This window comes from Pseudomonas sp. GW821-FHT02B10 (assembly GCF_059421865.1).
Window position 1 is genome coordinate 547,937 of sequence record NZ_JBWKVU010000003.1, and the last position, 14,465, is coordinate 562,401.

Genomic DNA, 14,465 nt, shown 5'->3' on the forward strand with positions numbered 1-14,465 from the left:
GCCCCGGCATGCTCAAGACCCTGGCAGTGGCCAATTACCGCTCGATCAACAAACTGGTGATTCCGCTGCAGCGGCTGAACCTGATCACCGGCCCCAACGGCAGCGGCAAGTCCAACCTGTACAAGGCCCTGCGCCTGCTGGCGGAAACCGCCCAGGGCGGGGTAGTCAACGCGCTGGCCAGCGAAGGCGGCCTGGAGTCGACCTTCTGGGCCGGCCCGGAACAGATCAGCCGGCGCATGAGCCGTGGCGAGGTGGCGATCCAGGGCGGACCACGCAAAACCGTCAAGCGCCTGCAACTGGGCTTTGCCGGCGAGGACTTCGGTTACTCGATCGGCCTGGGGCTGCCGGACTCCAGCGGCCATTTCATGCTGCCCGGGCACAGCACACCGATTCCGTCGCGCTTCACCCTCGACCCGCGGATCAAGCGCGAGAGCATCTGGAGCGGGCCGGCGTATCGCCCGGCCAGCGTGCTGGTGGATCGCCAGGGGCCGATGGTGCGGGCACGCCAGGGGCGGCAGTGGGAAGTCCTGGCGCAGCACACCTCCAGCGGCGACAGCCTGTTCGACCAGGTCGGCAACCTGCGTTCATCGCCCGAGGTCTTGCATTTGCGCGAGCAGATTCGCGGCTGGCGTTTTTACGATCACTTCCGTACCGACAGCCAGGCCCCCGCGCGCCGGCCACAGCTGGGCACGCGCACGCCGGTGCTGCACCACGACGGCCGCGACCTGGCGGCGGCGTTGCAGACCATCATCGAGGTCGGCGATCAGCAGGCGCTGCGCGAAACCATCAGCGACGCCTTTCCGGGTTCGCGGCTGGAGATCGATGCCGTGCCCGGCGGGCTGTTCGGCGTGCAGTTCTATCAGGACGGTCTGCTGCGGCCGCTGTCGGCGGCGGAGTTGTCGGACGGCACCCTGCGCTACCTGCTGCTGGTCGCCGCCCTGCTGACGCCACGGCCACCGACGCTGATGGTACTCAACGAACCGGAAACCAGCCTGCACCCGGACCTGCTGCCGGCCTTGGCGCGCCTGATCATTCGCGCCTCGCAGCAGTGCCAGGTGTGGGTGGTGTCCCATGCCAGCCGGTTGATCGCGGCGTTGCAGCAACACCCGGAGTGCAACTGCATCGTGCTGGAGAAAAATTTCGGCCAGACCGAAATCGTCGGCCAGGGGATGCTCGATGAACCGGCGTGGTATTGGCCGGATTGAGCGGCCTCAAAAACATCGCGGGCAAGAACCAGGCGTCCCCCCTGCTCCTACGGGGTGCAATGCTTGCCGGCATGGTCGCATGCAATCCCTACAGCCGCTGCCGCAGGCTGCGATAGTTCCGAAGGACCTCGGCGACCTTGAAACCGCTGCGACCGTTCTCCGAACGCGGCCCGGGTCGATCGCAGCCTGCGGCAGCGGCTACAGGGGCTCAGGCACAGACTGTCACCCCTGCCACTTGCCGCCTTCGACAATCACGCTTTCAGGCTTGGTGTCGTCGCTCAGTTCCTTGCGCACGTACTGGTCGTAAAGCTTGAGCAGGTACTTGTCCTCGCCCAGCTTGGCCAGCTCGGCGTTGACCCAGTCACGCAGTTCGATATTGCCCTTCTTCACCGCCGGCGCAATCGGCGCCTGCTCCCCCAGGGTCTGCGGCAGTACGCGGTAACCCGGGTTCTGCTTGGACCAGCTGAACAGGATCAGGTTGTCCTGGGCATAGGCATCGCCGCGGCCGTTGGCCAGGGCTTGCAGGGACTCGGAGTTCTTCTCGAACTTCAGCAGTTTCCAGTCCGGGTGGTTCCTGGTCAGCCAGATATCGGCGGTGGTGCCGGTGGTGACGATGGTGGTGCGGGTCGCCAGGTCATCCAGGCTCTTCACTTCGCTGCCATCCGGCACCAGGGCCTGCACCGCGACCTTGAGGTTGGGGTTGGTGAACTCCACCGCTTCCTTGCGCTCCGGGGTGACGGTCATGTTGGCCAGGATCAGGTCGACCTTGTCGCTCTGCAGGAACGGGATGCGGCTGGCCGGTTCCACCGCGACGAACTCCACCTTGTTTTCGTCGCCCAGCAGGTCCTTGGCGAATTGCCGCCCGATATCGGTATCGAAGCCCACGTAGCGGCCGGTCTCGTCGACGAAACCGAACGGCGGCTTGTCGGTGAACACGCCGACGATCAGCTTGTCGCGGGCCTTGATCTTGTCCAGGTAGCCGGCCGCCGGGGCAGCGCTGGCGCTGGCCGCGGGCTTGGGCGCTTCGGCGGATTTATCGCAGCCGGCCAGCAGGGCGAGGCCGAACAGCGGGAGTAGCAGTAGCGAAGACTTGGCAGTTTTCATAAGAGCTCCAGTTCCTTTGCAGGGATCTTTTTTGGCAGTGTTTCAACGAAGGAGAATTTCTCCAGGAACTGCTGCGCTCGTGCGGTCCGCGGGTTCGTAAAGAAGATCTCGGGAGGGTGTTGTTCGAGGATGCGCCCGGCATCCATGAACACGATGCGGTCGGCCACCGCGCGGGCGAAGGCCATTTCGTGGGTGACGATCAACAGGGTCATGCCGTCCCGGGCCAGGCCCTGGATCACTTGCAGCACCTCCTTGACCATCTCCGGGTCCAGCGCCGCGGTGACCTCGTCGAACAGCATCACCTGCGGGTTCATACACAGCGAACGGACGATGGCGATGCGTTGCTGCTGGCCGCCGGAGAGCTGGCGCGGGAAGGCATCGCGCTTGTCCGAAAGGCCCACCCGTTCCAGCAGCGCCTCGGCCTGGGCGCGGGCTTCGCGGCGGTCGCGTTTCTGCACCTTGAGCGGGCCGAGCAGAATGTTGTCGAGCACGCTCATGTGCGGGAACAGGTGGTAGCTCTGGAACACCATGCCGATGTCCTGGCGCACCTGGCGCCAGTCGGTGGCCGGGTCCAGCAGCTCTTGGCCGGCGAATCTCAGGTGGCCGCCGTGGGCTTTTTCCAGGCCGTTGAGGCAGCGCAGCAAGGTGGACTTGCCGCAGCCGCTGGGGCCGAGAATCACCACCACTTCACCCTGGGCGACCTTGAGGTCGATGTCCTTGAGCACCTGCTGCTCGCCGAAAAACTTGTTGAAACCCTGGAACTCGATCAGTGCGCTCATGCTTGCGTCCAGCGCCGCTCCAGCACGCGCGAGGCGGCCGACAGCGGGTAGCAGATAAAGAAGAAAAACAGGAACAGGGCGCCGTAGATCAGCACCGATTCGTAGGTGCGCTCGATGATCTGCTGGCCGACCTTGATCACGTCCACCACGCCGATCAGCACCGCCAGCGAGCTGGTCTTGATGATCCGCGTGTAGACGTTGATGGTCGGCGGCGTCATGCGTTTCAGCGCCTGGGGCAGCAGCACGTAGCCGTACAGCTGTGGGTCGGACAGGCCAATCGACAGCCCCGCCTCGCGCTGGCCGCGGGGCAGCGAATGCAGGGCACCGCGCACCACCTCGCCGACTTCGCTGGCGCCCCACAACGACAGCACCAGCACCGCGCAGGTGAAGCTCGGGATGCTGATGCCGAAGAAGATTGGGAAACCGAAGAACAGCAGGTACAGCCAGACCAGCACCGGGATCGCCCGGAACAGCTCCAGGTAGATGCGCAGCACGGCGTTCAGCCATTTGCGGTCGAGGGTCCGCAGCACGCCATAGAGCACGCCGCCAACGGTGCTGAAGGCGATGCTCAGCAGGGAGATCGACAAGGTCTGCGCGGCGCCCTTGCCCAGTTGCGGCAAGGACACCCAGAGCAGTTCAAGACCCGAACTGGCCATGTTGCAGCCTCCTTTCCAGACGGCTGAGCAACAGCGACAGCGGCAAGAACAGCAGCACGCAGATCAGCGTGAGCACGGCGAGCATTTCGTAGGTCTTGTAGTAGAGGGCGATGTAGCTCTTGGTGGTGTAGAGAATCTCCGGCACCGCCACCGCCGAGACCACGGTGGTTTCCTTGAGCAGGAAAATGAAATTGGCGAACAGCGACGGCAGGCTGAGGATCCCGGCCTGCGGCAGGATCACGTAGCGCAGCAGCTGCCAGTGCGACAGGCCGATGGAGCGCCCCGACTCCAGCTGGGCCGTCGGCACCGCTTCGACGCCGGCGCGCAGCACCTCGGTGAGGTAGGCGCCGCCGAGAAAGGTCATGGTGATGATCGCCGCGGCGAACCCGGAAATCTTCAGCCCCAATGCCGGCAGGGCGAAGTAGACGAAGAACAGCTGGATCAGCAGCGGGGTATTGCGCGCCAGCTCCACGTACAGCCCGATCAGGCGCTGCAGGTAGGGGGTGCGGAACACCAGGATGGTGGCGTTGATCAGGGCCACCAGCAGGGAGGTGGCAATGGCGATCAGGCCGACCTGCAAGGTCACGCCCACGGCCTTGAGGAAGGCCGGCAGCGTACTGAGGATAAAAGCGTAGTCGAGGGTCATGGCAATCCTGGACGCCGCTGGGGTACAGCGGCGGTGGTGCAGTCCATTGGGCGGTGGGTAACCATCCGGCAGGCATCGACTTTAAAGCTATAAAAACAATAATTTAAATACCGTTAAAGCATATTGATATCACTCAAAAAACTAACCTGCGGGGTTTGCCATGCGCGCCTGAGCCGGCTACTTTTCTGACGCCGTAAGGGATCTTTCCGATTCCAAGGAACGGACAAGCGGCCCTCGACTTCAACGGGCCAGACACGTACATGGACGATAAGAACAATGACCGACCTCAATACCCCGCAACCTCTCGATCCGCAGGACATCGTCAAATGGCTGAAGGCCCTGCGCCGGGCCATGAAGCCTTCCTGAGCAAAATCCCTTCATCGTTGATTGCCCGCGATGGCGTCCTTGCCGATACACCGCGGCGCCTGGATCGCGAGCACGCTTGGCTCCTACAGAAGCAAGGGGAAGCCGTTCTTGCGGGCAATAAAAAACGCCGACGCTGTAGAAGCCATCGGCGTTTAAACCTTGAAGGGGTTTGTACGACTTAAGCGTAGTCCATCAGAAGGCAGGCAATACCGCGCCGCTGTATTTCTTCTCGATGAATTCTTTCACTTGCGGGCTGGTCAGCGCCTTGGCCAGTTTCTGGATGGCGGCGCTGTCCTTGTTGTCCGGGCGGGCCACCAGGAAGTTCACATAAGGCGAATCGGCACCCTCGATCACCAAGGCGTCCTTGGCCGGGTTCAGGCCGGCTTCCAGGGCGTAGTTGGTGTTGATCATGTCCAGGTCGACCTGGTCCAGCACGCGCGGCAGCAGGGCCGACTCCAGTTCCTTGAACTTGAAGTTATGCGGGTTTTTGGCGATGTCTTTCGGAGTCGCCAGGGCGTTTTTCGGGTCCTTGAGCTCGATCAGGCCGGCCTTCTGCAGCAGGATCAGGGCGCGGCCGCTGTTGCTGCCTTCGTTCGGAATGGCGATGGTCGCGCCGTCTTTCAGCTCGGCCAGGGTTTTGACTTTCTTCGAGTAGCCGCCAAACGGTTCGACGTGCACGCCAACCACGGTCACCAGGTTAGTGCCCTTGCCTTCGTTGAAGCTCTTCAGGTACGGCAGGGTCTGGAAGTAGTTGGCGTCCAGACGCTTCTGATCGACCTGCACGTTCGGCTGCACGTAATCGGTGAAGACTTTGATTTCCAGGTCCACGCCTTCCTTGGCCAGGGTTGGCTTGATCAGTTCGAGGATCTCGGCGTGCGGCACAGGGGTGGCCGCCACTACCAGCTTCTCGCCAGCCTGGGCCAGACCGGCAGTCAGGGCAGCCGCCAGTGCGGTGAACAACAGAACCTTTTTCATGCAGTGTCCTTATGAGTCGTCAGTGACGACGGCTTTTGTAATGAAAGTGCCAGCGAAGTGCTATCTCTGGCGTGGAGCGGACAATACCGGGATTTTTTATGCCTTAACAATATCTTTTATTCACGTTGATATTCCATTTTGTTCATACACAATCGGACCGCTCTAGCCCGCATCTGAGGCACTGTGCATGCCCCTGTAGCCGCTGCCGCAGGCTGCGATCGAGCGCGCAGCGCTCGCCAGGTTTTCAGGCTGCCTTCAAAGGGTTTGCGCAGTCGTATGGGCGGCCGCTGCGCAGCCGATCGCAGCCTCCGGCAGCGGCTACAGAAAGCAGCCCGCTGCACGAATCAGGAATGGGAGGGGGCTTCAGATCACCCCGTGTTGCTTGAGCAGGTGTTTCAGCGCCTGCAACTCGGCGGCGGAACCGTCCGCGATCAGGCCCTTCAACTGTTGATCCACCAGCTCCAGCCGCGACAGCTGCGACAGCTGCGGCGGCAGGTTCAGGTGCTCCGGCAGGATCTCCTCGCCACTGCTGACCAGCAGGGCAAAGTGAATCACGTTCTCCAGCTCGCGGGTGTTGCCCGGCCAGCTGTGCTGCTCCAGCACCTGCTGGGCGGCTTCGCTGATCAGCGGCACCGGCAGGTCGAGGCGCTGGCTGTAGATGCCGAGGAAATATTCGGCCAACGACAGGATGTCGCCGACCCGCTCGCGCAGCGCCGGCAGTTCCAGATGGCCCTCGCCGAGGTAGTGATACAGCCGCTCATGGAACTTGCCCGCCGCCACCGCCTGGGCCAGGTCGATGCTGGTGGCCGCCACCAGGCGCACGTCCACCGGGCTCGGCTGATGGGCGCCGACCCGGGTCACCTCATGGTTTTCCAGGGCCGACAACAGCTTGATCTGGATCGGCAACGGCAAGTCGCCGATCTCGTCCAGGTACAGGGTGCCGCCGTTGGCCGAGCCGAACCAGCCGGCGCGGCTGCTGGCCGAACCGCTGAAGGTGCCGGCGGCGTAGCCGAACAGTTCGGCGTCGGCATAGGTAGGGCTGATGGCCCCGCAGTTGACCGACACGAACAGGCCGCTGCGGTCGCTGGCGCGGTGGATATGCCGGGCCAGCAGCTCCTTGCCGCTACCGGTTTCACCGCGGATCAACACCGAGATCGCCCGCGGTGCCAGCTGTTCCAGCTCCTGGCGCAACTGCCGCGAACGGGGATCGACGAACACCAGCGCCTTGGCGCGGATGCTCAGCGGGCTTTTTTCAGCATCGGGAAAGGTCAGCAGCGGCTGGCCGAAAGACTCATGCAGACTCATGGCAGACTCCCGCCCAAATCCGCTTGAAGGCGGGGGCGTTTAACAAAAAGAAAAAATCAGGCGCGGCGCAGGGAATGCTGTTCCATGCGGTTTTGCAGGCGATAGAGATACGCGAAACCCTGCTCCCAGCGCTGGTGCCCGGACTTGACGTTGATATGCCCGGCACCGGACAGGATCCCCGCCTCGGCGCCCCAGTGGCGGGCCAGCTCCAGGGCACGCGGCGCACTGATGGCGCTGTCGTTGTCAGAGCTGACTATCTGGCTCGGGAACGGCAACAGGTCGCTGGGGATCGGCGCGAAATTGCGCAGCGCCGGCGCGCAGGCCGGACGCTCGACATCCGCCGGCGCCACCAGCAACGCACCACGCACCTGGCGCAAGGCGCTGACCGGCGCATGAGCGGCCCAGTGCGCGACAGTGATGCAGCCCAGGCTGTGGGCGATCAGGATCACCGGGGTGCTGTCGGCGGCAATCGCCTCGGCCAGCGCCGCGACCCAGTCTTCGCGCCGGGGCGTCAGCCAGTCGGCCTGCTCCACCCGCGCACTGTTCGGCAGGCTGTTCTGCCAGTGGCTTTGCCAATGATCTTCTGGCGATCCTTGCCAGCCCGGCACAATCAGGTAGCGAATTGATTCGTTGCGCATGGGGAGCTCTCCTGCGTGTCTGTTCCCGATCAAGTATAGGGACGAGAGTTATATTCGTTAAGGAATAAGAAGCTATTTATTAAGATCAATAAAGAATATAAAACACCACCTGTACCGATCCTGTACGAACGCTGGCGTTCAGGCCGGCAAACCGCAGTGCCTGCATCGCGAGCAAGCTCGCTCCTACAGGTTTGTGGCGCCCGCCGGCTTTTGTAGGAGCGAGCTTGCTCGCGATGGCGTCCGTCCAGGCCGGCGCCCTGGGCCAAATCGCAGGCAAAAAAAAGGCCGCACCCTGCCAAGGAGACGGCCTGAAAAGTCGTGGCTTACAACACTGGGTCAGCGGGCGGTGATCACCGAAAGCTTGGTGATACCGGCACGCTCGATGGAGGCCATGGCACGGGCCACTTCGCCGTAGTTGACGCCGTCGTCCGCCTGCAGCTGCACGCGCACTTCCGGGTCCTTGGCCTTGGCCGCCTGAAGATTGGTTTCCAAAAGGTCCGGCTGGATCTCGTCCTTGTTGATAAAAAGTTTGCCGGCGCCGTCGATGCTCACCACCAGCGGGTCCTTCTGCTCCACCGGGGCCACGGCCTCGGTCTTGGGCAGGTTGATCGGAATCGCGTTGGTCAACAGTGGCGCGGTGACGATGAACACCACCAGCAGTACCAGCATCACGTCCACCAGCGGCGTGACGTTGATCTCGCTCAGTACCTCATCGCTGTCCTGGGTCGAGAAGGCCATGTCAGGACGCCTCCTTCACTTTCTGCGCGCTGCCCTGGGCCGCGGCCTTGTGCGCGGTCGGGTGGATCAGCACGCGGAACGAACTCTTCTGCGCCAGGCTGTAGAAGTCATGGGCAAAGTCGTCGAGGTCGGCGGCGGTCAGCTTCAGGCGCCGCAGGAAATAGTTGTAAACCAGCACCGCCGGCACCGCGACGGCGATCCCCACGCCAGTGGCGACCAGTGCCGCGCCGATCGGCCCGGCCACGGTTTCCAGGCTCGCCGAGCCCGCCGCGCTGATGCCTTTCAGGGCTTCCATGATCCCCCACACGGTGCCGAACAGACCGATGAAGGGCGAGGTGCTGCCGATACTGGCGACCACCGCCAGGCCGGTTTCCAGGGAACGCCGCTCACGGACGATCTGCTGGCGCAGGGCGCGCTCCAGGCGGTCCTGATGATTGATGGCCTGGCTCAGGTCCGCCGCGTGCGCTGTGTCGCCGACCTGGATCGCCGCGTAGCCGGCCTGGGCCACACGAGCGGCGGCGCCAGGCTGGGTTTCGCTGAGCTCGGCCGCCGAGTCGAGGCTGGAGGCGGCCCAGAACTGTTTGTGGAACTTGCGATCCTGGGCCTTGAGGCGGGCGAACTGCGCGCCCTTGAGCAGGGCCAGGCCCCAGGTGGCCACGGAAAAGACCACCAGCAGCCAGATCACCGCGCTTTCGATGGATTCGAGTGGAGATGCCAATAAACTCATGATGTGTCCCTCTGTATAACCCTTGTAAGAGCGAGCGTGCTCGCGATAGCGCCTGGCGCAGGCTCAATGAATCTTGAAATCGATGGGCACGCTGACCCAGCCGTCCTGGGCGACGTCACCCTGCTTGGCCGGCACGAAGCTCCAGCGCTTGACGGCCGATAACGCCGCGTCGTCGAGCTGCTGGCGACCGCTGCTTTTCTGAATCTGGATCTCGCCGGGCTTGCCGCTGGCCAGTACATGCACCCGCAGCAGCACCGTGCCTTCCCAACCGCGACGCTGGGCCAGCGACGGATATTCCGGCGCCGGGTTCTTCAAGTACGCGGCATTCGCCGAAGCCGGGGTCACGGGCGCCGGGGCCGGTGGCGCGGGCGGGGCCGGAGCGGCGACAGGCGCGGCCGGTTGTGGCGGCGCGGGCTGTTGCTGGACCGGTTTCGGCGCGGGCTTTGGCTCAGGCTTGGGGACCGGTTTCGGCTTGGGCTGCGGCTTGGGTTTGGGAATCGGCTTGGGCGGTGGCGGCTTGACCGCCAGTTCGTCCTCCACCGGCGGTGGCGGCTCCACCACCGGCTGTACCGGCTGCGGTGGCGGCGGTTCGACCACCGGCGGCGCGGGCCGGGAAAACTCGATAGTCATCGGCGGAATTTCCGGCGGCACGATCGGCAATACCGGGGTCGGCTGCTGGTTGATCCAGTAGATCACCGCACCATGCAACAGCAGGGCGATCACCCCGAGCGCAATCGCCTCGCGCCGCCGCAGCCCGGCCTTGGGAGCCTTCTGCAAACGCAATTGACCCAACGGCAAGCGATGCGGCCGGCCGAGATCGACCAGATCGCCGCTCGGTGCCTGACGCCACAGCACCTCGTGTGCACTGGCGGCGGTCTGGACATTGCCCATTGATTAACTCCCTACAGTCTTTTGCGAGTAACCCGACCCACACCTGCGAACTCCCCTGGAGCAGCGTCGAGGGCTGAATGATTGGCGCCAGACACTTATCTCCGAAAGTAATCTTTGAAGTTATGGATAGATCAAAATCGTATATTGAGAATCGCGTTTTCGCGCAAAGCCCCGCCAATCAAGGGCTACAGGAAAACGCCGCGCTATCCATGCCTTGCAGGCATTGAAAATATTTGCCAAAGGCATTGAAAACAGCTTGGTTAAATTCGGTTAGTCCATCGAAGCGGAACCGGCGAAAAGCACGAAGAACAAAAACACATAAAAGAAAGCAACTAAAAAGAGAGCAATAAATTTAAAAACAAAAGCAACCTATATAAGAAAGCGGCTCGATCGATAAGATCGAGCCGCTGCTCTTACTGTAACTTTCGCCAGGCGGATTACTGCTTGAGGAATTCGCCGCTCAGCCCGACCACGTCGCCGCTGAAGTTGGTCCGCGCGCCCAACGCCCGCAGACGCCCGTATTTGTGATCCGGCGAAAACAGCGCCCAGGCCTGGTAGCCATAGTCGAAGTTGTAGGCGGAAAAGCTGATGGTGGTGGGCTGGCCGCTGTTGTTCTGGAAGTGGTAGTGGCCGGTCACGCTGTACTTCACACCCGCCTGGGTGAGCTCGCCGCTGAAGGAGCCATTGGGGTCGTTACCGTCGGTCACGACCAGCCTGGCGTCAGCGTTGGAGTTTACGTAAGTTCCGTTAATGCTCGACATGATGCGGTTTCCTTATGCTGTTGAAGTATCTTCCAATGAACGCGAGTTCCTTCTGGAAACTCACGACAGGAGGATGCCCCTCAACTTGAACCCTGTCCACGACAAGCACCGCTTATTATTCAACGAAATCGCTATAACCCTCCACTAGTTGCAGCATAAACTATCACCGCAACTAACAGTGGTTATAACCGAGTACGGCCACTCACAACTTCCGCGCCTGGCTCTCGCACAGCTCCAGCAACTGGCTTTCCAGGGCCTTGCCGGCCCGGCTCAAGCCGCTGCTGCCGTACAACGCCAGGCGCACGCCCTGGATGTCCGGCAAGCCGCTGGCGGCGTCGAGCACGCGATGCCCGGCGCCCACCACTCGCACCGGCAACAGGCTGATGCCCAGGCCCGCCGCCACCGCCGAGCAGACGCTGGCCAGGCTGGCGCTGGAGTAACCGATGCGCCAGCGCCAGCCACCAACCTCGAGGTGGTGCAACATTTCATGGCGATACAAACCGCCCACCGGGAACGCCACCAACGGCAACGGATCGCGGCCAAAGGCCGGGGTGGCGCGGCTGTCGACCCAGCACAGGGGTTCCGGCCACGACGCCAGGCAGTCGTCGCTGGCGCCCATCTGCTTGACCAGCAACAGGTCGAATTCGCCGCGTCGATAGAGCCGGGTCAATTCCGGTCCCAGCCCGCTGGTGACCTCCAGGCGCACGCCAGGATGGTCCTGGCCGAAGCGCGACAACAGCGGCATCAGCCGCTCGGCGGCGAAGTCTTCCGGCACCCCGAGGCGCAACACGCCCTCGCTCTGTTGATGCAGCAAGACATCGCTGGCCTCTTCATTGAGGGCCAGGATCCGTCGCGCGTACCCCAGCAGACGCTCGCCCTCGGCGGTGGCCACCACCCGGCGCTGGTCGCGGTCGAGCAACTGGCAGTCCAGGCTCTCCTCCAGCCGCCGCACCTGCTGGCTGACGGTGGACTGGGTGAGGTGCAGGCGCTCGGCGGCGCGGGTGAAGTTGGCACAGTCGACGACGGCGACAAAGCTGCGCAGCAGCACAGGATCGAACATGGCGACACCATTCTGAATGCCACTGATTGGCATGGTTATATTTAATTTCAGAATACATCAGGGCCTGAGCATACTCGGCGCTCATTTACCGCACAGGGGGCCTGTTGCCATGCGTTATCTGTCTTGCAAACACGCGGTCCTGGCGATCTGTCTGTTCGTGGTGGGGGTGGTGATGGCAAAGGATAACCAGCTGCTCGAAGCGGTCCGCGACGGGCAGTTACCCAAGGTCCAGGCGCTGCTTCGCCAAGGCGTGGACGTCAACGTGCGCGGCCTGGACGGCAGCAGCCCGCTGCTGCTGGCCACCGCCGCCAACCAGGTCGAGATCGCCCGGGCGCTGATCGAGGCCGGCGCCGACGTCAACCAGAAGAACCTGATCCACGACAGCCCTTACCTGCTGGCCGGCGCCAGCGGGCGCAATGCGATCCTGCAGCTGACCCTGGCCCACGGCGCCGACCTGAAAAGCACCAACCGCTACGGCGGCACCGCGCTGATCCCGGCTTGCGAGCGTGGACATGTCGACACCGTGCGCCTGCTGATCGAGGCCGGTGTCGACCTCGATCATGTCAATCGCCTGGGCTGGACCTGCCTGATGGAAGCCATTGTGCTGGCCGACGGCGGCCCGGCGCACCAGCAGATAGTCACTCAGTTGATCGCCGCCGGCGCCAACCTGAACCTGCCGGACAACGATGGCCTGAGCCCCCTGCAACAGGCGGAAAAACGCGGCCAGAGCGCCATCGCCAAACTGCTGCGGGACGCCGGCGCGTCCTGATGTGTGCCTTAAGGAGCCCCCCATGAAAGACGATCAGGAGTACCTGCAACGCGCCGTCGAACTGGCCCGGCAAAACGTCGCGGCCGGTGGCCGGCCGTTTGGTGCGGTGCTGGTGCGCGACGGCCAGGTGCTGGCCGAGACGGTCAACCAGATCCACCTGACCCAGGACCCCACCGCCCACGCCGAGCTGCTAGCCATCCGGGTCGCCAGCCAACAGCTCGGGCCGCGCCTGGATGGCTGTGTGATCTATGCCAGCGGCCAGCCCTGCCCCATGTGTTTGAGCGCCATGTACCTGTGCGGTGTGGCGCGCGCGGTGTTCGCCGCGGACAACGCCAGCGCCGCGCCCTTCGGCCTGTCCACGGCGGCGATCTACGAACAACTGGCCCAACCCCTGGCAGCCCGGCGCTTGCCGGTGCAGCACGTGCCGCAGGCGGCGATGCACGAGATCTACCGCGACTGGCAGGCCCGCCATGCCGCTCGCTGAGTCGCGCCTGCGCCGTCTCGGCGGCTGGGCCCTGCTGATCGCCCTGGGGCTCAACCTGCGGCCGATCATCAGCTCCATCAGCCCGCTGCTGATGGAGATTCGTGGCGCCACCGGCATGAGCTTCCAGAGCAGCGCCTGGCTCACCAGCCTGCCGGTGGTCTGCATGGGCCTGGTGGCCTTGCTCGGGGTGCGCCTGGAAGCCCGCCTGGGAGAACGGCGCGGCGTCGCCCTCGGCCTGTTGATGATCCTCTGCGCCTGCCTGGCGCGGTTGCTCTGCGACCAGGCCGGCGCCCTGCTCGCCACGGCCCTGCTCGGCGGTGCCGGCGTGGCCTTGATCCAGGCACTGGTGCCGGCGCTGATCAAGCGCCAGTTCCAGCAACGGGTGGCCTTGGCCATGGGCATTTATTCGGCTTCGTTGATGGGCGGCGGTGGCCTCGCGGCGCTACTCAGCCCGCAGGTCGCCACGCATTTCGCCCATTGGCAGGCCGGGCTCGGCGTGTGGCTGTTGCCGGCGCTGGCGGCGCTGCTGCTGTGGTGGCTGTTGCCTTTCGCCGGGCCGGGGCAGCGCCTCGACGCCCCCTCCATCGGCCTGTGGCGCAACCGTCGGGCCTGGTTGCTGGCGCTGTACTTCGGCCTGGTCAATTGCGGCTACATGAGCATGGTCGCCTGGCTGCCGGCCTATTACCTGCAACTGGGCTGGAGCGCGACCCAGAGCGGTTCACTGCTGGCATTCATGACCCTCTTCCAGGTCACCGCCGCGCTGTTGATGCCCGCCCTGGCGCAGCGCCAGAGCGACCGCCGGCCATTGCTCGCCATCAGCCTGAGCGCCCAGGCCCTGGGTTTCAGCGGCCTGGTGTTGTGGCCGCTGCAGGCCCCGCACCTGTGGGTGGCACTGATCGGCTTCGGCCTCGGCGCCTGTTTCGCCCTGAGCCTGATCCTCACCCTCGACCACCGTCGCGATCCCCGGGAAGCCGGACAGCTGGCGGCCTTCGTGCAAGGGGTGGGGTTCCTGATCAACGCCGTGTCGCCATGGATGACCGGCTGGCTGCGGCAGCTCACCGGCAGCTTCATCAGCGCCTGGTGGGTACTGGTCCTGAGCGTGCTGGCCATGCTGGTGCTGACCCGGGTATTCAGCCCGTCCAGCTACCGGGAGCCACAGATGGCGACCACGGCACCACAGCCGGCCTCCGCGACGCTTTAAAGATCAAGGCCCATGGCCACTATGCGCAACTTCTTGCGCACCCCTCTGTGGATAACTCTGTGAACAGTTATCCAAAGCCTCGATAAACCGGGGCCTGCAGCCAAGTGCGCAACTTCTTGCACAGCACTGCGCAAGAAGTTGCGCACTTTCAAGCGCTTTC

Annotated in this window: 16 protein-coding genes; 4 read left to right on the forward strand and 12 right to left on the reverse strand. The window is 63.8% G+C overall.

Features of this window, described 5'->3' with window-relative positions:
• Positions 1-8: 8 nt before the first annotated feature.
• A complete protein-coding gene (locus tag AC07VU_RS09905) occupies positions 9-1,205 on the forward strand; it encodes an AAA family ATPase (RefSeq protein ID WP_123362187.1) in 1,197 nt (398 codons plus the stop codon).
• Positions 1,206-1,427: 222 nt separating this feature from the next.
• Here AC07VU_RS09905 and AC07VU_RS09910 read toward each other — a convergent pair whose 3' ends face one another.
• From AC07VU_RS09910 to AC07VU_RS09965, 12 genes are all read right to left on the reverse strand, one after another.
• Positions 1,428-2,309, reverse strand: coding sequence for a transporter substrate-binding domain-containing protein (locus AC07VU_RS09910; RefSeq protein ID WP_457275408.1), 882 nt, complete (start codon positions 2,307-2,309; stop codon positions 1,428-1,430).
• The gene (locus AC07VU_RS09915) at positions 2,306-3,088 is read right to left on the reverse strand and encodes an amino acid ABC transporter ATP-binding protein (RefSeq protein WP_007925331.1); all 783 of its coding nucleotides are present in this window, start codon (positions 3,086-3,088) and stop codon (positions 2,306-2,308) included. The genes AC07VU_RS09910 and AC07VU_RS09915 overlap by 4 nt, the downstream gene beginning before the upstream one ends.
• Positions 3,085-3,744, reverse strand: coding sequence for an amino acid ABC transporter permease (locus AC07VU_RS09920; protein ID WP_085533338.1), 660 nt, complete (start codon positions 3,742-3,744; stop codon positions 3,085-3,087). The genes AC07VU_RS09915 and AC07VU_RS09920 overlap by 4 nt, the downstream gene beginning before the upstream one ends.
• The gene (locus AC07VU_RS09925) at positions 3,725-4,390 is read right to left on the reverse strand and encodes an amino acid ABC transporter permease (protein WP_007925334.1); all 666 of its coding nucleotides are present in this window, start codon (positions 4,388-4,390) and stop codon (positions 3,725-3,727) included. Before AC07VU_RS09925 ends, AC07VU_RS09920 begins: the two co-directional genes overlap by 20 nt.
• Positions 4,391-4,948: 558 nt before the next feature.
• Positions 4,949-5,731: a MetQ/NlpA family ABC transporter substrate-binding protein gene (locus AC07VU_RS09930; RefSeq protein WP_053259237.1), complete on the reverse strand. Its 783-nt coding sequence runs from the start codon at positions 5,729-5,731 to the stop codon at positions 4,949-4,951.
• 363 nt (positions 5,732-6,094) lie between these two features.
• Positions 6,095-7,036, reverse strand: a complete 942-nt coding sequence (locus tag AC07VU_RS09935) for a sigma 54-interacting transcriptional regulator (protein WP_495029789.1) — start codon at positions 7,034-7,036, stop codon at positions 6,095-6,097.
• A gap of 56 nt (positions 7,037-7,092) precedes the next feature.
• On the reverse strand, positions 7,093-7,674 hold the full coding sequence (locus AC07VU_RS09940) for an alpha/beta hydrolase (protein ID WP_009046421.1): 582 nt from the start codon (positions 7,672-7,674) through the stop codon (positions 7,093-7,095).
• 336 nt (positions 7,675-8,010) lie between these two features.
• A complete protein-coding gene (locus AC07VU_RS09945) occupies positions 8,011-8,412 on the reverse strand; it encodes an ExbD/TolR family protein (protein WP_009041659.1) in 402 nt (133 codons plus the stop codon).
• A 1-nt stretch (position 8,413) separates the two neighbouring features.
• Positions 8,414-9,139: a MotA/TolQ/ExbB proton channel family protein gene (locus AC07VU_RS09950; RefSeq protein WP_009046420.1), complete on the reverse strand. Its 726-nt coding sequence runs from the start codon at positions 9,137-9,139 to the stop codon at positions 8,414-8,416.
• A gap of 63 nt (positions 9,140-9,202) precedes the next feature.
• Positions 9,203-10,030, reverse strand: a complete 828-nt coding sequence (locus tag AC07VU_RS09955; protein ID WP_150048405.1) for an energy transducer TonB — start codon at positions 10,028-10,030, stop codon at positions 9,203-9,205.
• 437 nt (positions 10,031-10,467) lie between these two features.
• Positions 10,468-10,791, reverse strand: coding sequence for a hypothetical protein (locus AC07VU_RS09960; protein ID WP_495029790.1), 324 nt, complete (start codon positions 10,789-10,791; stop codon positions 10,468-10,470).
• 202 nt (positions 10,792-10,993) lie between these two features.
• Positions 10,994-11,851 carry a LysR family transcriptional regulator gene (locus AC07VU_RS09965; RefSeq protein ID WP_274305222.1) on the reverse strand — a complete coding sequence of 286 codons (858 nt, stop codon included), beginning with the start codon at positions 11,849-11,851 and terminating at the stop codon, positions 10,994-10,996.
• Between the two features lie 109 nt (positions 11,852-11,960).
• On the opposite strand from AC07VU_RS09965, the gene AC07VU_RS09970 reads away from it, so the two are divergent.
• The 3 genes from AC07VU_RS09970 to AC07VU_RS09980 are packed head-to-tail and all read left to right on the forward strand — an operon-like array spanning position 11,961 to position 14,305.
• Positions 11,961-12,620: an ankyrin repeat domain-containing protein gene (locus tag AC07VU_RS09970; RefSeq protein ID WP_150048403.1), complete on the forward strand. Its 660-nt coding sequence runs from the start codon at positions 11,961-11,963 to the stop codon at positions 12,618-12,620.
• A gap of 22 nt (positions 12,621-12,642) precedes the next feature.
• On the forward strand, positions 12,643-13,104 hold the full coding sequence (locus tag AC07VU_RS09975) for a nucleoside deaminase (protein ID WP_053259233.1): 462 nt from the start codon (positions 12,643-12,645) through the stop codon (positions 13,102-13,104).
• On the forward strand, positions 13,091-14,305 hold the full coding sequence (locus AC07VU_RS09980) for a CynX/NimT family MFS transporter (protein ID WP_495029791.1): 1,215 nt from the start codon (positions 13,091-13,093) through the stop codon (positions 14,303-14,305). The genes AC07VU_RS09975 and AC07VU_RS09980 overlap by 14 nt, the downstream gene beginning before the upstream one ends.
• Positions 14,306-14,465 lie beyond the last annotated feature (160 nt).